The organism is Streptomyces sp. NPDC085900, assembly GCF_044540925.1.
GTDB classification, from domain to species: Bacteria; Actinomycetota; Actinomycetes; order Streptomycetales; family Streptomycetaceae; genus Streptomyces; species Streptomyces gilvifuscus.
Map to the genome: position 1 here is coordinate 151,065 of NZ_JBITSP010000014.1, position 18,688 is coordinate 169,752.

Below are 18,688 nucleotides of genomic sequence, written 5' to 3' on the forward strand. Positions count from 1 at the left end.
CGCCGGCCGTGTCCCGGGGGGCTCGGCGGGCGGCCGGCGTCATCGGGCCTTGTGGCCCGGTCGCGCGCTGTCGGCCGCGGCCACTTCTCGCCGAGCCGGGCGGATCCGACCGCGACCGCCGGGGCCTTGCCGACAACCTGCCCGTGCGGCACGCCGGCCGTGTCCCGGGGGGCTCGGCGGGCGGCCGGCGTCATCGGGCCTTGTGGCCCGGTCGCGCGCTGTCGGCCGCGGCCACTTCTCGCCGAGCTGGGCGGATCCGACCGCCGGGGCCTGCCCGCAACCTGCCCGTGCGGCACGCCGGCCGTGCCGCGTGGGGCTCAGCGGGCGGCCGGCGTCATAGCCCGGTCTCGCGCAGTCGGGCGCGGCCACTTCTCGCCGAGCCGGGCGGAGCCGACCGCCCGGGCCTTGCCCACCGCGCCGGCCGTGTCCCGTAGGCCTCAGGGCGCCGCGAGCGTCATCGCCCGGTCCAGGGCCTGCAGGAAGGAGTTGACCGTGGCCCGGTCCCGCACCGCCAGCCGCAGCCACTCCTCGTCCAGCCCCGGGAACGTGTCCCCCCGGCGCACGGCATAGCCGAGGTCTCGCAGATGCTCGCGGACCGCTCCCGCCCTCGGCAGCCGTACGAGGACGAAGGGGCCCTCGGCGGGCTCCGCCACCCGCAGGCCGTCCGGGGCGAACTCGCGCAGTCCCGCGACGAGATGAGCCCGGTCGGCGGCGATCCGGTGGGCCGCGTGGGCGGCCTCCGCGAGTGCCTGCGAGCCCACGCAGGCCTCGGCGGCGGCCAGCGCCGGGGTGGAGACCGGCCACAGCGGCTGCGCCCGCTCCAGGTCGGCGATCGTCTCCGGGGCGGCGAGGACGTATCCGATGCGCAGCCCGGCGAGACCCCAGGTCTTGGTGAGGCTGCGCAGGACGACGAGACCGGGCACGTCCGTGCGGTCCGCCAGTGCTTCCCGCTCGCCCGGCACCGCGTCCATGAACGCCTCGTCCACCACCAGCGTCCGCCCGGGGCGCGCGAGTGCGGCGACGGAGGCGGCCGGGTGGAGGACCGACGTCGGGTTCGTCGGGTTGCCGATCACCACCAGGTCTGCGTCCTCGGGGACGGCCGCCGCGTCGAGCCGGAAGCCGTCCTCCTCGCGCAGCAGCACCCGGCCCACCGTGTGCCCGGCGTCCCGCAGCGCCGCCTCCGGCTCGGTGAACTGCGGGTGCACCACGACCGGCCGGCGCACCTTCAGGGCGCGCGCCAGCAGCACGAAGGCCTCCGCGGCGCCCGCGGTGAGCAGCACGCGCTCCACCGGCAGCCCGTGCCGGGCCGCCACCGCCGCCCGCGCGGCCCGCCCGTCGGGATAGGCCGCGAGCGAGCCCAGCGACCGGGCGATCCGCTCCCGCAGCCAGGCCGGGGGCGTGTCCGCGCGGACGTTGACGGCGAGGTCGATCAGTTCGGCGCCGCCGTCGCGCACCTCGGCGTCGCCGTGGTGCCGCAGATCGTGCCCGGCGCCGTCCTCAGTGCGCATGGGCGTGTCCGCCGTGATGGTGCCCGTGGTGGTGATGGTGGCCGTCGTCGTCGGGGTGGAAGTGCGGCTGCTGCGGCTGGCCGACCTTGTCCTCGAAGCCGGGCAGGGCGATGCGGTACACGCACGAGTCGCAGTTCATGCGCAGATCGCCCTGCACGGCCTCCCGGTACCGCTCCATGACGAGGTCGAGGAGCTCCGGCTCCGGGCCGATGACCTCGGCCGACCGCACCTCGGTCGCCGGGTGCGCGGCCGCCCAGGCCTCGGTCTGCTCCTTCACCCGGTCCGGCAGGATGCCGGTGAACAGGAAGTAGGGGAGCACGACGATCCGGCGCGCCCCGAGCTTCAGGCACCGGTCGAGGCCGCTGGGCACGTCCGGCGCCGCCAGCGACACGAACGCCGTCTCCACGCCCGCGTACCCGCGCCCCTCCCACAGCAGCCGCGCCGCCTTGTGCACCTCGGCGTTGGCGTCGGGGTCGGTGGAGCCGCGCCCGACCAGCAGCACGGTCACGTCGGCCCGCTCCTCGGGGGTGCGGGGGCCACCGCCCAGGGCCTCGTCCAGCCGCCGCTCCAGGACCGACAGCAGCGCGGGGTGCGGACCCAGGGGACGGCCGTAGGTGTACGAGATCCCCGCGTGCCGTTCCTTCTCGCGGGACAGCGCCGCCGGGATGTCCCCCTTGGCGTGACCGGCGGACACCAGCATCAGCGGGACGGCGGCGAACCGGCGCACCCCGCACTCCACCAGTTCGGCGACCGCGTCGCCCAGCGGCGGCGGCGACAGCTCGATGAAGCCGCCGGCGACGGGCAGTTCGGGGTGGCGGCGGCCGAGCTCCCGCACGAAGGCGCGGAACGCCTCGGCCCCGGCCTCGTCCCGGGTGCCGTGACCGGCGATGAGCAGGGCGGGCGGCGGGGTGGTCACGATGTCTCCTCGGACGGTGAAGTGGGGTGGTACAGCAGGGCGTTGAGCGCGGCGGAGGCGACCGCCGAACCGCCCTTCTCGGACACGTTGCTCACGGCGGGCAGCCCGCTCTCGCGCAAAGCGGCCTTGGACTCGACCGCGCCGACGAAGCCGACGGGCAGTCCGATGACGAGCGCCGGGTCGGTGTCCAGGGTCAGCAGCTCCTCCAGCGCGGTCGGCGCGTTGCCGATCACCCAGAGGGCGCCCGGGCCGACCTGCTCGTGCGCCAGCCGGATCGCGTGCGCGGAGCGGGTAAGCCCGGGCCGGGCGACGGCGTCCCGGAGCCGGCAGACGGTCTCGCGCCGGGTGATGCCGGCGGCCACCATCTCGACGTCGACGACCACGGGCGCACCGGCGTGCAGCGCGGCGTGCGCCCTGACCAGCTCGCCCTCGTCCATGACGAGGTCGGTGGCGTAGTCGAGGTCGGCGGCCGAGTGGACGACCCGCTCGACCACGGCCCGGGTCAGCGGCGGGAGGTGCGAGGTGTCCAGGCGGGCGCGCATCCGCCGGTAGGACTCCACCTCGATCGGGTGGATCACACGGTTCACTTCGGCTCCTCCTGCCAGCGGTAGCCGCGCGGCGTCACCATGCGTCCCGCGATCTCGCGGGTCGCCGTGTTGCCCACGGTCACGACCGTCATCATGTCGACCGTCGCCGGGTCGAGGTCGGCCAGCGTCGTCACCCGGGCGGACTCGTCCGGACGGGAGGCGTTGCGTACGACACCGACCGGTGTCACCGGCTCGCGGTGCCCGGCGAGGATCGCCAGCGCCTTCGGCAGCTGCCAGTCCCGGCCCCGCGAGCGCGGGTTGTAGAAGGTGACCACGAGATCCGCCTCGGCCGCCGCGCGCACCCGCCGCTCGATGACCTCCCAGGGGGTGTGCAGGTCGGAGAGGCTGATGGACACGTGGTCGTGGCCGAGGGGAGCCCCGAGGAGCGCCCCGGCCGCGAGCGCGGCGGTGACGCCGGGCACACCGACCACGTCGATGTCGTCCGACGCCTCGGCCAGCGCGGGCGAGGCCATGGCGTACACGCCCGCGTCCCCGCTGCCGATCAGCGCGACGGCCTGCCCCTCGCGGGCCTCGGCGACCGCCGTACGGGCCCGCTCCTCCTCGGCGCCCAGCCCCGACTCCAGGACACGGGTGCCGGGCCGCAGCAGATCGCGGATCTGGTCGACGTACTGGTCGAGGCCGACGAGCACGGAGGCGCGCCGCAGTTCGGCCTCGGCACGCGGGGTGAGCAGGTCGCGGGCGCCGGGGCCGAGGCCCACGACCGCGAGCCGGCCGCGCGCGGGTCGCCGTACGACCGCGCAGGTCGCCATCGCGGGGCTCGCCGCGGACTTCCGCTTGGGGACGAGGAGTTCGCCGCCCCGCACGAGGGCCGCCGCCTCGGCGACCGACGGCGTGCCGACCGCCGCGAGAGGGGCCTCGGACGGGTTGGGCACGTCGACCGCCGCCAACTGCTCGGCGGAGTACGTCACCAGCGGCACGCCCAGCCGCTCGGCCGCCCGCACGATCCCGGGCTCGTCGGCCTTGGCGTCGACGGTGGCCAGTTCGGCGAGCGAGGCAGGGGACAGGCCGGCGTCCCGCAGCGCGTCCTCGACCAGCCCCAGAACCTCCTCCACCGGCGCGCCCCTGGAAGCGCCGACGCCGACGACGAGGGAGGGCGGCCGCAGTACGACCTCGCGCTCGCCGGGCTCGACGGCCCGGTCGGTCACCCGGATCGTGTACGCACCCTGCGCCGCGACCGGCAGCGCGGGCAGCGGCCAGCGCAACTCGGCTTTCAGGGCGACCGGTTCGCCGTCCAGCAGCGCCCGCGACACGGCCGCGACGGCTCCCTCGACGGGCAGCCCGAGCGTGTCCAGACCGGCCAGTCCGACCGAGTCCGTCGCCGTGGTCACCACCGGCTCCGCCCCCAGCAACTCCCCGACCTCGCGCGCGAGTTCGTTGGCGCCGCCGCCGTGCCCGCCGACCAGCGACACGGCGAACCTGCCGCCCTCGTCGACGCACACCACACCGGGGTCGGCCGTCTTGTCGCCCAGCAGCGGTGCGACCAGCCGGACGACCGCTCCCGTGGCCAGGAAGCACACGAGCTGCTCGCACTCCGCGAACGCGGCCCGTACGGCGTCCCCGACGGGACCCTCGTACACGCGCGTGCGGTCCGGCCATGCGGCGGCCAGCCGGTCGCGTGCCGCCGCCCCCGCCGCGGTGGCGGAAATGAGGCCGATCACTGGGCAACTCCTTCGTCAGACACGGGGGTTCTGACCCCCCACAGCAGAAACACGGGGTTGGTCGCCGCGAGCCGGGTGACGTTCCCCGGCAGCGGAGCGAGCCGCGAGGACTGCAGCAGCACGCCGTCGCAGTCGAATCCGGCGCCGGTGAGCGCCTCGCGCGCGGCCGGTACGCGGTCCAGCGCGGCCATGGCGACCACGACGGTCCGCCGGGCGCGTTGGGCGCAGGCGCCGACGACGGCGGGCAGATCGGCTCCGCCGCCGCCGACGAACACGGCGTCCGGGTCGTCGAGTTCGCTCAGCGCGGCCGGCGCCGAGCCGTGCACGACCTGGACGTCCACGCCGTGGGCGGCGGCGTTGGCCCGGATCCGTTCGACGCCGTCCGCGCTCTTCTCGACCGCGGTGACGGCGGCACCGAACCGGGCGCACTCGACGGCCACCGAGCCGGAGCCCGCGCCGACGTCCCACACCAGGTCACCCAGGCGCGGCCCGAGCCGGGCCAGCGCGAGGGCCCGTACCTCGAACTTGGTGATCATCGAGTCCCGGTGCGCGAACGCGCCCTCGTCCAGGGCCCACAGCCCGGGACCGGCCGGCGCACCGGCGACGGTGCGCACCCCACCCGTCGCGCGCGTCTCGTCGAGACACAGCACCACGCTGACGTCCGCACCCCAGTCCCGCCCGGCGGCCTCGGCGGGCGTCACCCGCTCCAGCCGCTCGGCCCCGGAACCGAGCGCGGAGGCGACGACCAGGACCCGGCCGGCACCGCGCAGCGCGGCCCCCAGTTCGGCCGGCCCGCTGCCCGGCCCCGTCAGCACGGCCACCTTCGGCCGCGCCCGGCACACGTTCACCGCCGTCCGCAGCGCCCGGCCGTGCGCGCTGACGACCACCGCGTCGTCCCACGTCAGCCCGGCCCGCGCGAACGCGGCGGCGACGGACGACACCCCGGGGCGCACATCCAGCCGCCCCGATCCGAACCGCTCGGCCAGCACCCGCACGATCCCGAAGAACCCGGGGTCGCCGGAGGCCAGCACGACCACCCGGCCGCCCTTGTCCAGATGCCGCTCGACGGCGTCCAGGGCCGGCGCCAGCGGGCCGAGGACGACCTGCTCGGCGTCCGGCGGCACCGCGGCGGCGGCCAGGTGGCGCCGCCCGCCGACGACCAGCCCGGCGCCGGCCAGCACCTCGGCGGGAACCGGCGCTCCCGTCCCCGTGCCGACGACCGTGATCGGGCCGCTCACGTCGCTCACGTACTCGCCCCTCGCTCGCGCAGGGCCCGGCGGGCCTCCGGGTCGGCCTTGCGGAAGCCGTGGAAGTGACCGGGGTGGTACAGGTGCGAGCGGGTGCCCTCGGCGTCCAGCGCCGGGCCGACCAGGAACAGGGTGTGCTTCCAGAGCTTGTGCTCCTTGACCGTCTCCTCCAGGGTGCCGATGGTGCAGCGCACCAGCAGCTCCTCCGGCCAGGTCGCCTGGTAGGCGACGACGACCGGCGTGGACGTCGGATAGCCGCCCTCCAGCAGCTCCCGCACCAGCTGCCCGCTGCGGGCGGCCGACAGGAACAGCGCCATGGTGGTGCCGTGCCGGGCGAACTCCCGCACCTCCTCCCCGGGCGGCATCGGTGTCTTGCCGCCGCCGAGCCGGGTGAGGATCACGGACTGCGCGACCTCGGGGATGGTCAGCTCACGCTGCGCGAGCGCGGCGACGGCGGAGAAAGCGGAGACACCGGGGACGACCTCGGTGGCGATGCCGATCGCGGCGCACCGGTCGAGCTGCTCCTGGGTGCCGCCCCACAGGGCGGGGTCGCCGGAGTGGATACGGGCCACGCGCAGCCCCTCGGCATGCGCCCGCTCGTAGACGGCGACGACGTCCTCCAGGGACATGGTCGCCGAGTCGAGGATCTCCGCGCCCTCGCGCGCGTGCTCGAGGACCTCCGCCTGCACCAGGCTCGCCGCCCAGATCACGACGTCGGCCTCGGCGATGGCGCGCGCGGCACGGAACGTCAGCAGGTCGGCGGCGCCGGGGCCGGCACCGACGAAGGTCACCTTGCCGGTGGAGGCATCGGCCATGAAAATCGGTCCTCTCATGAACAATTCGTACAAAACGTCTTACGTGGAAGGCCGTGGAGGCCGCACGATGTGCGAAAACGGCGGTTGATCGGATAACAAGGCCCCATGGCGGTCTTCGTCGCGCTCTGCGCGTTCCTCATGACGCTGGCCGGCGGCTGGACGGCACAGCGGGTCACCGACCGTCGCCATCTCGTCCTGGGACTGGCCGGCGGGCTGATGCTGGGCGTGGTCGGCCTGGACCTGCTGCCGGAGGCGCTGAAGGCGGCGGGCGACGAGGTCTTCGGCGTACCCGCGGCCCTGCTGCTGTTCGTGGCCGGCTTCCTGCTCGCCCATCTTGTGGAGCGCACCCTGGCCGGCCGCCAGGCGTCCCACGGCGGTGACGAGGCGCACGACCACCGGGCGCCCGAGGTGGGCCTGACGGCGGCGGCCGCCATGGTCGGCCACAGCGCGATGGACGGCGTCGCGATCGGCGCGGCCTTCCAGGTCGGCGGCGGCATGGGCGCGGCGGTCGCGCTGGCAGTGATCGCCCACGACTTCGCGGACGGCTTCAACACGTACACGATCACGAGCCTGTACGGGAACGCCCGCCGCAGAGCCCTGGGCATGCTGTTCGCGGACGCGGCGGCCCCGGTGGTCGGCGCGGCCTCCACGGCCTTCGTGACCATCCCGGAGGGCCTGCTCGGCGGCTATCTGGGCCTGTTCGGCGGCGTACTGCTCTACCTCGCCGCCGCCGAGATCCTCCCCGAGGCGCACCACGAGCACCCCGCCCGCTCGACCCTGCTGTTCACGGTCGCGGGCGCGCTGTTCATCTGGCTCGTGGTCGGGCTCGCCGGCTGAGCCGGGCCGCTCGCGCAGTCTCACAGCTTGCCGCCCCGCCCGCCCTCGCGCCGGGCGGGCGCGATCAGCGTCGACAGGTACGGCAGCGGGGCCCCGTCGAGGTCGGCGGCCGCCCGGATCGACTCGCTCTCCAGGCCGAGCGCCGCCCCCCACACCGCGCCCTCGAGCCGTCCGGTCTCGCGCAGCGCCTCGGCGACCTCGGCGGCGTGCCGGCCGAACTTGTAGGCGACGACGGTGCCGGGACCGTTCAGGGCGTCCTTGAGGACGGCCGCCCCGGCGGTGACGGGGACCAGGGTGAGCGGCTCGGTGCCCTCGGTCAGCACGGCCCCCGACCGCGCCGCGAGGTCCTGCATGGCGGTGATGCCGGGCACGGTCTCCACCACCGTTCCCGGAACCAGCCCGGCGACGGTCTGCGCGAGGTAGGTGAAGGTGGAGTACACGTTGGGGTCGCCGATGGTGGCGAAGGCGACGCTGCCGTGCTCCCGCAGCAGTGCGGCGACCCGCTCGCCGGCCGCGTCCCAGGCGGCCTCCCGCCGTCCCCGGTCACTGCGCTCGTTGAGCGCGAACACCACCCGTACGACCTTCTCCTCGGGCACGTAGTGCAGCACGGTCGCCTCGGCACGCCCGCGCTCGCCGGTGTCCATGACGGGCACGACGACCACACCGGCGGCCCGCAGCGCGTTGACGCCCTTGACGGTCACCAGCTCGGGGTCGCCGGGCCCCACGCCCACTCCGGTCAGCTTGCTGCTCATGACGTCCGGCACCTCTCCACGAACCGACGGGCGACACCGGGCAGCGACGCCCAGTGCGTGTGCAGATAACTCGCGTGCACACCTTGTTGTACGAAACCTTCGACGCGCCGCTCGGGGCCGCGCACCCCCCACGCCGGAGCCGCCCCCGCGCCCGGCTCCACGACGGTCCGGTGGAACTCGTGCCCCCGCATCCGCGTCCCGGCGACGGCCAGCGCGCTGTCGCTCACGGCCACGGCGTCGCGGTACCCGAGGGTCAGCCGCTCGCTCATCCGCGCGGTCACGTCCAGCACCCCGCACATGGGCAGCCCGTCGAGCTCCCGGCCCAGATAGAGCAGCCCGGCACACTCGGCGGCGACGGGCGCCCCGCTCCCGGCGAGGTCGGCGACCGCCTTCCGCAACGGTTCGTTGGCGGACAACTCGGCGGCGTACACCTCGGGAAACCCGCCACCGATCACCAACCCCGCCGTCCCGTCCGGCAGTTGCTCGTCCCGCAGCGGATCGAAGACGACGACCTCGGCGCCCGCGGCGGTCAGCAGCTCGGTGTGCTCGGCGTAGGAGAACGTGAAGGCGCTGCCGCCGGCCACGGCGACCCTCAGCCCGTCCGACGATCGGGGACCATGCCTTTCGGCCTGAAGGGGGCCTGCGGGTTCAGCAGCCCCCAGGACCTCAGCCGCATCCCACGCCGCACACGACAACGCCCCCGCACTCCGCGCCAGCGCCGACAGCGCCTCCAGGTCACAGCCGCGCTCGACCTGCGCCCGCATCGCCTCCACGGCCTCCACCGCGGCGGCGCCCCGCTCGGCGACCGGCACCAGCCCCAGGTGCCGTGACGGCGTCTCCACCTGCGCGGCCCGCCGCAGCACCCCCAGCACCGGCACGCCGGCCGAGTCCAACGCCTCCCGCAGCAGCGCCTCGTGACGGTCGGACGCCACCTTGTTCAGGATCACGCCCCCGACCCGCACCTGCGGGTCCCACGACGCGAACCCGTGCACCAGCGCCGCCACCGACCGCGACTGCGACGACGCGTCGACCACGAGCACCACCGGCGCCCGCAGCAGCTTGGCGACATGGGCCGTGGACGCCAGCTCGCCCTCGCCCGCGGCCCCGTCGTACATCCCCATGACACCCTCGACGACGGCGAGGTCGCACCCGCGGGCGCCGTGCGCGAACAGCGGGCCGACCAGCTCCGGCCCGCACAGGTACGCGTCGAGGTTCCGTCCCACCCGCCCGGTCGCGAGCGCGTGGTACCCGGGATCGATGTAGTCCGGTCCGACCTTGTGCGGGGACACGGCGAGCCCCCGCGCGGCGAACGCGGCCATCAACCCCGTGGCGACGGTGGTCTTGCCGCTGCCCGAGGAGGGCGCGGCGACGACCAGCCGTGGAACGGAACCTGTCACCACTCGATGCCCCTCTGGCCCTTCTGGCCCGCGTCCATCGGGTGCTTGACCTTCGACATGTCGGTCACCAGGTCGGCGAGGTCGACGAGCTTGTCCGGCGCGTTCCGCCCGGTGATCACGACGTGCTGGGTCCCGGGCCGCTCCCGCAGCACCTCGATCACCTCGTCGGTGTCGACCCACCCCCAGTGCATGGGGTACGCGAACTCGTCCAGCACGTACAGCCGGTACGTCTCGGCGGCCAGGTCCCGCTTGACCTGTTCCCAGCCCTCGCGGGCCTTCTCCTCGTTGTCCATCTGGGCGTCCCGCTGGACCCAGGACCAGCCCTCGCCCATCTTGTGCCAGTCGACGGTTCCGCCCTCACCGCTGGCGCCGAGCACCCGCAGTGCGTTCTCCTCGCCGACCTTCCACTTGGCCGACTTCACGAACTGGAACACCCCGATCGGCCACCCCTGGTTCCAGGCGCGCAGCGCGAGCCCGAAAGCGGCGGTCGACTTGCCCTTGCCGATCCCCGTGTGCACGACGACCAGCGGCCGGTTACGGCGCTGACGTGTCGTCAGCCCGTCGTCCGGCACCACACTCGGCTGCCCCTGCGGCATTACGCGGCCCTCCTCTGTACGTCCTTCACGAGCCCGGCGATGCTCTCCGCCCGCAGCTCGTCGAGCGTCACCGCCGTACCGCCCAGGTCACCGGCGAGCTGACCGGCCAGCCCCAGCCGCACCGGCCCGGACTCGCAGTCGACGACCACGGAGGCAACCCCGTCGGCGGCGAAGAGCCGCGCGGCACGCCCGGCCAGGGCGACCGGCTCGGGGCCGCCCGTGGCGCGCCCGTCGGTGACCACGACCACCAGCGGCCGCCGCGCGGGATCCCGCAGCCGCTCCACCCGCAGCACGTCGTGGGCCTTGAGCAGGCCCGCGGCGAGCGGTGTCCGCCCGCCCGTCGGCAGCGACTGGAGCCGGGCCGCCGCCGCGTCCACGGACGAGGTCGGCGGCAGCGCCACGTCGGCGGCCGAACCGCGGAACGTCACCAGCCCCACCTTGTCCCGCCGCTGGTAGGCGTCCAGCAGCAGCGACAGCACGGCGCCCTTGACGGCGCTCATCCGCTGCCGCGCCGCCATCGACCCGGAGGCGTCGACCACGAACAGCACCAGGTTGCCCTCGCGCCCCTCCCGCGTCGCCTGCCGCAGATCGTCCCGCCGCACCACGAGCCCCGGCCCGGACCTCCCCCGCGCCCGCTGGTGCGGGGCGGCCGCCTGCACGGTCGCCGCCAGGTGCAGCTTGGTGAGCGCCCCGCGAGGCCGCCGGGCCCCGGTCGTGCGCCCGTGCTCGGTCCGCGCCCGCGACCGCCGCCCCGCGGCACCCTCACCGATCCCGGGCACGCTCAGCACCTTGGTGCGAAAGGGCTCGGCGGCCCGTACGGCGGACTGCTCCCCGCCGCCGGAGGCCTGCGGGGCGTCGTCGTCCTCCCCGGCCTCGGGGCGCGCGCCCGTGTCCCCGCCCTGCGGCCCCGCGTCCGGAGACGGCTGCCCGCCGCCCCCGCCCGGTCCGCCGCCGTCGGGGTCGGGATCGTCGTCCTCCTCGCCGAACTCCTCCAGCGTCTGGTCGAGCTTGTCCTCGTCCAGGCCGGGCGCGTCGAAGGGGTTGCGGCGCCTGCGGTGCGGCAGCGCGAGCAGCGCCGCCTGCCGGACGTCCTCGGCGAGCACCTCCGTCCGCCCGGCCCACGCGGCCAGCGCGGTCGCGGTGCGCGCCATCACGATGTCGGCCCGCATGCCGTCCACCTCGAAGGCGGCACAGGTCGCCGCGATCTGCCTGAGCGCCCCGTCGCCCAGCCGCACCGACGGCAGCAACTCCCGTGCCGCGACGATCCGTTGACGTACGGAGGTCTCCTCGTCCGCCCAGCGCGCCGCGAAACCGGCCGGGTCGTCGTCGTAGGCGAGCCTGCGCCGGACGACCTCCACCCGCTGGTCCGGCTCCCGCGAGGCCGCCACCTCGACGGTCAGCCCGAAGCGGTCCAGCAACTGCGGCCGCAGTTCGCCCTCTTCGGGGTTCATGGTGCCCACGAGGAGGAAGCGGGCGGCGTGCCGGACGGACACGCCCTCGCGCTCCACGTACGACGCGCCCATCGCCGCCGCGTCCAGCAGCAGGTCGACCAGGTGGTCGTGGAGCAGGTTGACCTCGTCGACGTAGAGGATCCCGCGGTGGGCGTCGGCGAGGAGGCCGGGCTCGAAGGCCTTCACGCCCTCCGCGAGCGCCCGTTCGATGTCGAGGGCGCCGACGAGACGGTCCTCGGAGGCGCCGACCGGCAGCTCCACCATGCGGGCCGGGCGACGCGCCCCCGGACCCGGCTCGTGCGGTCCGTCCGGGCAGGACGGGTCCGGCGCCGACGGGTCGCAGGAGAAACGGCAGCCCGGCACGACGGCCACCTCGGGCAGCAGCGCCGAAAGGGCCCGCACGGCCGTCGACTTGGCGGTGCCCTTCTCGCCGCGCACCAGCACACCGCCGACCGCCGGGGAGACGGCGTTCAGCAGCAGCGCCAGGCGCAGGTCGTCCTGTCCGACGACGGCGGTAAAGGGGAAGGGGGTGGTCACTGGTCGCCCTCCAAGTCGCCTTCCAGCTCCAGATAGGTCGCGCGCAGCCGCTCCAGCGTCTCGGCGTCCGGCTCGGCCCACAGCCCGCGCTCGGCCGCCTCCAGCAGCCGTTCGGTGATGCCGCGCAGCGCCCACGGGTTGGACTGCTTCATGAACTCCCGGTTCTCCGGGGCGAAGACGTACTCGGCACTGAGCTTCTCGTACATCCAGTCGTCGACGACCCCGGCCGTGGCGTCGTACCCGAAGAGGTAGTCCACGGTCGCCGCCATCTCGAAGGCGCCCTTGTAGCCGTGCCGGCGCATGGCCGCCATCCAGCGCGGGTTGACCACCCGGGCGCGGAAGACCCGGTGGGTCTCCTCGCCGAGGGTGCGGGTCTTGACCTGGTCCGGGGTGGCCGAGTCGCCGACGTACGCCTCGGGGCTCTCGCCCGTCAGATGGCGCACCATGGCGACCATGCCGCCGTGGTACTGGAAGTAGTCGTCGGCGTCGACGAGGTCGTGCTCGCGGGTGTCGACGTTCTTGGCCGCCACCGCGATCCGCCGGAACGCCGTCTCCATGTCCCCGCGCGCGGCCCGCCCGTCGAGCCCGCGGCCGTAGGCGTATCCGCCCCACACCGCGTACACCTCGGCGAGGTCGGCGTCGGAGCGCCAGTTGCGGGCGTCGATCAGCGGCAGCAGCCCGGCGCCGTACGCGCCCGGCTTGGAGCCGAAGACGCGGGCGGTGGCCCGGCGCCGGTCGCCGTGTGCGGCGGTGTCCTCGTCGGCGTGCGCCTTCACGAAGTTGTGCTCGGCGGGCTCGTCCAGCTCCGCGACCGTGCGCACGGCGTCGTCGATCAGGCCGACCACATGGGGGAAGGCGTCCCGGAAGAACCCGGAGATGCGGACCGTGACGTCGACGCGCGGCCTGCCGAGTTCGGCGAGGGGGACCACCTCGAAGCCGGTCACCCGGCGCGAGGCGTCGTCCCACACCGGCCGGCAGCCCAGCAGCGCCAGGATCTCGGCGATGTCGTCGCCCTGGGTGCGCATCGCGGACGTGCCCCACACCGTCAGCCCGACGGACTTCGGGTACTCGCCGGTGTCCTGCAGATAGCGCTGGACGAGCGAGTCGGCGAGCGACTGCCCGACCTCCCAACTGAGCCGCGACGGAATGGCCTTGGGGTCGACGGAGTAGAAGTTGCGGCCGGTCGGCAGGACGTTGACCAGACCGCGGGTGGGGGAGCCGGAGGGGCCGGCGGGGACGTAACCGCCGTCCAGCGCCTTGAGGATGTGGCCGATCTCGTCGGTGGTGCGGGCGAGCCGGGGGACCACCTCGGTGCAGGCGAACTCCACCACGGCGACCGCCTCCGGGAGTTCCTCGCCGAGGACCTCACGCACCAGGGCGCCGCTCTCGGCCGCGGCCCACGCCCGCTCCTCCATCCCCTCCGCGATCCGCCGGCACAGCTGCTCCAGCAGGTCGATCGCGTCGGCGGCGGTCCGGGACGGCCCCTCGACCAGGTCCGTCAGCTCCACCGGCACCTTCACCGGCGCCCCCGGCTCGGCCAGCAGCTCCTTCTCCACCAGCCCGAAACGAGCGGCGAGACAGGCCCTGAGCCCCGGCAGCGCGTTGGCCTGCCCGCCCCACACCTGAGAGGCGCGCAGCACGGCGAGCACCAGATTGACGCGCGGCTCACCGACCGGACCGCCGCCGAGGATGTGCAGACCGTCCCTGATCTGCACGTCCTTGATCTCGCACAGGTAGCCGTCGATGTGCATGACGAACTCGTCGAACGTCTCGTCGTCCGGCTGCTCGTCCACGTGCAGGTCGTGGTGGAGCTCGGCCGCCTTCACCAGCGTCCAGATCTGGGCCCTCACGGCGGGCGCCTTGGTCGGGTCGAGGTCGGAGACGAGCGCGTACTCGTCGAGCAGCTGCTCCAGCTTCGCCAGGTCGCCGTAGGTGTCGGCGCGGGCCATCGGCGGCACGAGGTGGTCGACGACCGTGGCATGCCCGCGCCGCTTGGCCTGGGTGCCCTCGCCGGGGTCGTTGACGATGAACGGGTAGACCAGCGGCAGTTCGCCCAGTACGGCGTCCGGCGCGCAGCCGCCGCTCAGCCCGAGTCCCTTGCCGGGCAGCCACTCCATCGTGCCGTGCTTGCCCATGTGGACGATCGCGTCGGCGCCGAAGGAGTTCTCCAGCCACCGGTAGGCCGCCATGTAGTGGTGCGACGGCGGCATGTCGGGGTCGTGGTAGATCGCGATCGGGTTCTCGCCGAAGCCGCGCGGCGGCTGGATCATCACGACGACGTTCCCGAACTGCAGGGAGGCGAGGACGATGTCGTCCCCGTCGACGTACAGGTTGCCCGGCGGCTCGCCCCACGCCTCCAGCATCCCGTCCCGCAGCTCCGGGTCGAGCTTGTCGAACCACGCCCGGTAGTCGGCGAGCGGCACGCGCGCGGGCGCGGCGGCCAGCTGGTCCTCGGTCAGCCACTCGACGTCGTGCCCGCCGGCCTCGATCAGCCGGTGGATCAACTCGTCGCCGCCGGAGGGGTATTCGGTGAGCGAGTAACCGGCCTCCCGCAGCGCGTCCAGCACCCGCACCGCCGACGCCGGAGTGTCCAGCCCCACCGCGTTGCCGACCCGGGAGTGCTTCGTCGGATACGCCGTGAAGACCAGCGCCAGCTTCTTGTCGGCGTTCGGCTTGTGCTTCAGCCGGGCGTGCCGTACGGCGATCCCGGCGACCCGCGCGGCCCGCTCGGGGTCGGCGACGTACACGGGGACGTCGTCGGGGCCCTGCTCCTTGAAGGAGAAGGGCACCGTGATCAGCCGCCCGTCGAACTCCGGGATCGCGACCTGCATCGCCGCGTCCATGGGGGAGAGGGCGGCGTCGGACTCGTCCCAGGCAGCCCTGGACGACGTGAGGCAGAGCCCCTGCAGCACGGGCACGTCGAGGTCGGCGAGCGCCCCGATGTCCCAGGCCTCCTCGTCGCCGCCCGCGGAGGCCTGCGAGGCGTGCGTGCCGCCGGCGGCGAGGACGGTGGCCACGAGCGCGTCGGCCCGGCCGAGGATCTCGTACAGCCCGGGGTCCGCGCCGCGCAGCGAACCGCAGTACACGGGAAGGGCGTTGGCGCCCCGCGCCTCGATCGCCTGGCACAGGGTGTCCACGAAGGCGGTGTTGCCGCTGAGTTCATGGGCCCGGTAGAAGAGCACGCCCACGGTCGGGCGGCCCTCCACCCTCTCGTACGAGCCGTGGACCCCGTACTCCGGCATCTTGTGCGGCTCGACGAAGCCCTCGCCCGTCAGCAGCACGGTGTCGGACAGGAACCGCGCCAGCTCGGTCAGGTTGGCCGGCCCGCCCTCGACGAGGTACTTCAGCGCCTCGGCGACCACACCCGCCGGCACGGACGACTCGGCCATCAGCTCCGCGTCCGGCACGGCCTCCCCGCCGAGCAGCACGGTCGGGACGCCGGACGCCTTCAGCGCGGCGAGCCCGTCCTCCCACGCCCGTTTCCCGCCGAGCAGCCGTACGACGGCGATGTCGGCGCCCTCGACGAGCCCCGGCAGCTCCCCGGCGACGTCCACCCGCATCGGGTTGCCGATCCGGTAGTCGGCGCCGGTCGCGGCCCGCGCCGCCAACAGGTCCGTGTCGGCGGTCGACAACAACAACACAGTGCTCATGCGGGCGCTCCAGGTGGAATGAATGGCAGTCCTTGCGGCGCGCCCGACTCGATGAGCCGCCACAGCGCGTCCGTGTCCGCGTGCTGTTCGATCAGGTCGCCGAGCCGGTCCAGCTGCTCCTCGCGCAGCGCGGCGAACGACGTGCCCTCGGCCGGCACGAAGCGGCGGCCCGCGGCGGCCGCCACCTCGCGCAGGAAGGCGCGCCGGAAACCGTCCGACTCCAGCGAACCGTGCCAGTGGGTGCCCCAGGTCTGGCCGACCCGGCAGCCGTCGAGGAAGGGCCGGCCCCCGCTCACGGAGGCGACCCCGTGATGGATCTCGTATCCCTCGACCCGCTCGCCGAGGGCTTCGCCCACCGGCCGGGTGAGGGTCTTCTCGCGGGCGAACCGCACCCGCACGGGCAGGACTCCGAGGCCCGCCACATGCCCCCGCCGGCTCTCCACCTCGTCCTCGATGTGCTCGCCGAGGACCTGGAAGCCGCCGCAGACACCGAGGATCGGGCGCTGTTCGGCCGCCCTGCGGCGCAGCGCGTCGGCGAGTCCCCGCTCGTGCAGCCACTCCAGGGCCCGGACGGTGCCGCGGGTCCCCGGGATCACCACGAGGTCCGCGTCCGCCAGTTCCTCGGGCCGGTCCACGAACCGCACGACGACCCCCGGTTCGGCGGCCAGCGCGTCGACGTCCGTGAAGTTGGACATCAGCGGGACCGCGCAGACCGCGACCCGCAGGACGTCCTCGCCCACCGGCGGGGCGACGTTCGACTCCCGCACGGTCCCGCGCAGGGACACCCGCAGTCCGTCCTCCTCGTCGATGCCGAGCCCGTGCCGGAAGGGCAGGACGCCGTACGTGCGCCGCCCGGTGAGCCCGTGCAGCATGTCGAGGCCGGGCTCCAGGAGGGCGACGTCACCCCGGAACTTGTTGACCAGGAACCCCGCCACGAGCGCCTGGTCCTCGGGGGACAGGAGCGCGACGGTCCCGAAGAAGGAGGCGAAGACGCCCCCGCGGTCGATGTCCCCGACCACCAGCACGGGCAGCCCTGCGTTCCGGGCGATGCCCATGTTCACGATGTCCGTGCGCCTGAGGTTGATCTCGGCCGGACTGCCCGCCCCTTCGCAGATCACCGCGTCATACGTGCCCCGCAGTTCGGCGAGACAGTCGAGAACGGTCCCGAGGAGCTTCTGCTGCCGGCCGCCGTGATACCCGCGCGCGCTCAACTCGCCCACGGGCCGGCCCATCAGCACGACCTGGCTGCTCTGCTCGCCTCCCGGCTTCAGCAGCACGGGGTTCATCAGCGCGGTCGGCTCGATCCGGCACGCCTGTGCCTGCATGGCCTGCGCCCGCCCGATCTCGGCGCCCTCGCGCGTCACGAACGAGTTCAGGGACATGTTCTGCGCCTTGAACGGCGCGACCTTGACGCCCTGTCGCACCAGCCAGCGGCAGATCCCGGCGGTGACGACGCTCTTGCCCGCGTCGGAGGTGGTGCCGGCGACGAGCAGCCCACCGCCGCTCATGACGCACGTCCCTTCAGCAGGGCGCGCGCCGCAACGCTCACGCCGAGCGAGAGCAGTCCGACGCGCCGTGACAGCCGTACGGCCCGCTCGATGTCCCCGACCTCCACGGGCCGCCCCTCACTGTTCAGCACGGGCCGGTGCTCGACCCGCCCTCCGTACGACAAGGTCCCGCCCAGGCGCACCCCGAGCGCTCCCGCGAACGAGGCCTCCACCGGACCGGCGTTGGGGCTCGGGTGCCGGCCGGCGTCGGCGCGCCAGGCCCGTACCGCCCCCGCCGGGTCGCCCCCGGCGACCGTCGCGAGCCCGGCCGTCAGCCTGGCCCCCGGCCAGCCGGCGACGTCGTCCAGCCGCGCCGAGGCCCATCCGTAGCGCCGGTACCGGGCCGAGCGGTGCCCGACCATGGCGTCCAGCGTGTTCACGGCCCGGAAGCCCAGCAGCCCCGGCACACCGCCGACGGCGCCCCACACCAGCGCCCCGACCACCGCGTCGGAGGTGTTCTCGGCGACCGACTCCACCACGGCCCGCGCGATCCCGTCGGCGTCCAGCGCCTGTGGGTCCCGCCCGCACAGATGCGGCAGCCGCGCCCGCGCGGCCTCGACGTCCCCGGCCTGAAGGGCCCGCCCGACGGTCCGGGCCTCGCGCGCGAGCGAAGTCCCGCCGACCACAGCCCAGGTGGCGGCGGCGGTCAGCGCGACGGAAGCGGTCCGGGAGGAACGTACGAGCGACTGTGCCGCGGCACCGAGGGCCACGGCACCGCCCACGCACACGGCGGTGTGCAGCGCGCCCCACCCTCGGTGGTCGCGCCACAGCACTCTTTCCACGGCGCCGGCGGCACGCCCGAACACGGCGACCGGATGCCCGCGGCGGGGATCGCCGAGGAGCTGGTCACCGAGGAGTCCGGCGGCGGCGCCGTACGCGAAGACGCGATCGGCCCGCACCGGCTCAGCCCGCCACGGGGTCGGGCAGGGCTCGGTGGATGAACCTCAACAGGCAGCCGCGCATGGCGATATGTCCTCACTCAGGGTGTCCACGCCCTGGTTCGACGAGACCGGCGGTGGGAGTTCCTGGCTTCCGGGGGATTGCTACCCCGGTGACAGTGGCGGGACCGCGCCGGAATCTCACCGGCTTCCTCCCTTGCCGCCGTACATGGCTCCGGAAGTCCACCATGCGCCCGTACGGCAGTCAACTTGCCGTTGACCTGCGGCGCG

Annotated in this window: 14 protein-coding genes and 1 riboswitch; of the genes, 1 reads left to right on the forward strand and 13 read right to left on the reverse strand. The window is 74.5% G+C overall.

Annotated features, from left to right (window positions below; genetic code table 11):
* Positions 1–437: 437 nt before the first annotated feature.
* From cobC to cobM, 6 genes are read right to left on the reverse strand one after another with little or no spacing between them, the layout of a single operon-like run.
* A complete protein-coding gene (cobC, locus tag ACIGDI_RS36910) occupies positions 438–1,508 on the reverse strand; it encodes an Rv2231c family pyridoxal phosphate-dependent protein CobC (protein ID WP_399906248.1) in 1,071 nt (356 codons plus the stop codon).
* Positions 1,498–2,424 (reverse strand): sirohydrochlorin chelatase, encoded by a 927-nt coding sequence (locus tag ACIGDI_RS36915; RefSeq protein ID WP_399906251.1) that lies wholly within the window; start codon positions 2,422–2,424, stop codon positions 1,498–1,500. Before ACIGDI_RS36915 ends, cobC begins: the two co-directional genes overlap by 11 nt.
* Complete coding sequence (locus tag ACIGDI_RS36920; protein WP_399906253.1) at positions 2,421–3,011, reverse strand: precorrin-8X methylmutase; 591 nt, start codon at positions 3,009–3,011, stop codon at positions 2,421–2,423. The genes ACIGDI_RS36915 and ACIGDI_RS36920 overlap by 4 nt, the downstream gene beginning before the upstream one ends.
* Positions 3,008–4,690 (reverse strand): precorrin-3B C(17)-methyltransferase, encoded by a 1,683-nt coding sequence (gene cobJ / locus ACIGDI_RS36925; RefSeq protein ID WP_399906256.1) that lies wholly within the window; start codon positions 4,688–4,690, stop codon positions 3,008–3,010. The genes ACIGDI_RS36920 and cobJ overlap by 4 nt, the downstream gene beginning before the upstream one ends.
* Complete coding sequence (gene cbiE, locus ACIGDI_RS36930; protein WP_399906259.1) at positions 4,687–5,937, reverse strand: precorrin-6y C5,15-methyltransferase (decarboxylating) subunit CbiE; 1,251 nt, start codon at positions 5,935–5,937, stop codon at positions 4,687–4,689. Before cbiE ends, cobJ begins: the two co-directional genes overlap by 4 nt.
* Positions 5,934–6,752, reverse strand: a complete 819-nt coding sequence (gene cobM, locus ACIGDI_RS36935) for a precorrin-4 C(11)-methyltransferase (RefSeq protein WP_384817581.1) — start codon at positions 6,750–6,752, stop codon at positions 5,934–5,936. The genes cbiE and cobM overlap by 4 nt, the downstream gene beginning before the upstream one ends.
* 105 nt (positions 6,753–6,857) lie before the next feature.
* Here cobM and ACIGDI_RS36940 point away from each other — a divergent pair, with 105 nt between their 5' ends.
* Positions 6,858–7,589, forward strand: coding sequence for a ZIP family metal transporter (locus ACIGDI_RS36940; RefSeq protein ID WP_399906262.1), 732 nt, complete (start codon positions 6,858–6,860; stop codon positions 7,587–7,589).
* A 20-nt stretch (positions 7,590–7,609) separates the two neighbouring features.
* Here the strand turns inward: ACIGDI_RS36940 and cobI are convergent, their stop codons facing one another.
* The 7 genes from cobI to ACIGDI_RS36975 are packed head-to-tail and all read right to left on the reverse strand — an operon-like array spanning position 7,610 to position 18,418.
* Positions 7,610–8,341, reverse strand: coding sequence for a precorrin-2 C(20)-methyltransferase (gene cobI, locus ACIGDI_RS36945; protein ID WP_399906265.1), 732 nt, complete (start codon positions 8,339–8,341; stop codon positions 7,610–7,612).
* Complete coding sequence (locus tag ACIGDI_RS36950) at positions 8,338–9,738, reverse strand: cobyrinate a,c-diamide synthase (protein ID WP_399906268.1); 1,401 nt, start codon at positions 9,736–9,738, stop codon at positions 8,338–8,340. The genes cobI and ACIGDI_RS36950 overlap by 4 nt, the downstream gene beginning before the upstream one ends.
* Positions 9,735–10,334, reverse strand: coding sequence for a cob(I)yrinic acid a,c-diamide adenosyltransferase (gene cobO, locus ACIGDI_RS36955; protein ID WP_200700488.1), 600 nt, complete (start codon positions 10,332–10,334; stop codon positions 9,735–9,737). The genes ACIGDI_RS36950 and cobO overlap by 4 nt, the downstream gene beginning before the upstream one ends.
* On the reverse strand, positions 10,334–12,322 hold the full coding sequence (locus ACIGDI_RS36960) for a putative cobaltochelatase (protein ID WP_399906272.1): 1,989 nt from the start codon (positions 12,320–12,322) through the stop codon (positions 10,334–10,336). Before ACIGDI_RS36960 ends, cobO begins: the two co-directional genes overlap by 1 nt.
* Entirely contained in the window at positions 12,319–15,972 is a 3,654-nt protein-coding gene (gene cobN / locus ACIGDI_RS36965) for a cobaltochelatase subunit CobN (RefSeq protein ID WP_399906275.1), read from the reverse strand. Before cobN ends, ACIGDI_RS36960 begins: the two co-directional genes overlap by 4 nt.
* Positions 15,969–17,480: a cobyric acid synthase gene (locus ACIGDI_RS36970; protein ID WP_399906277.1), complete on the reverse strand. Its 1,512-nt coding sequence runs from the start codon at positions 17,478–17,480 to the stop codon at positions 15,969–15,971. Before ACIGDI_RS36970 ends, cobN begins: the two co-directional genes overlap by 4 nt.
* Positions 17,477–18,418 carry a cobalamin biosynthesis protein gene (locus tag ACIGDI_RS36975; RefSeq protein ID WP_399906280.1) on the reverse strand — a complete coding sequence of 314 codons (942 nt, stop codon included), beginning with the start codon at positions 18,416–18,418 and terminating at the stop codon, positions 17,477–17,479. Before ACIGDI_RS36975 ends, ACIGDI_RS36970 begins: the two co-directional genes overlap by 4 nt.
* A gap of 100 nt (positions 18,419–18,518) precedes the next feature.
* A riboswitch (cobalamin riboswitch) is annotated at positions 18,519–18,660 on the reverse strand.
* Between the last annotated feature and the right edge of the window lie 28 nt (positions 18,661–18,688).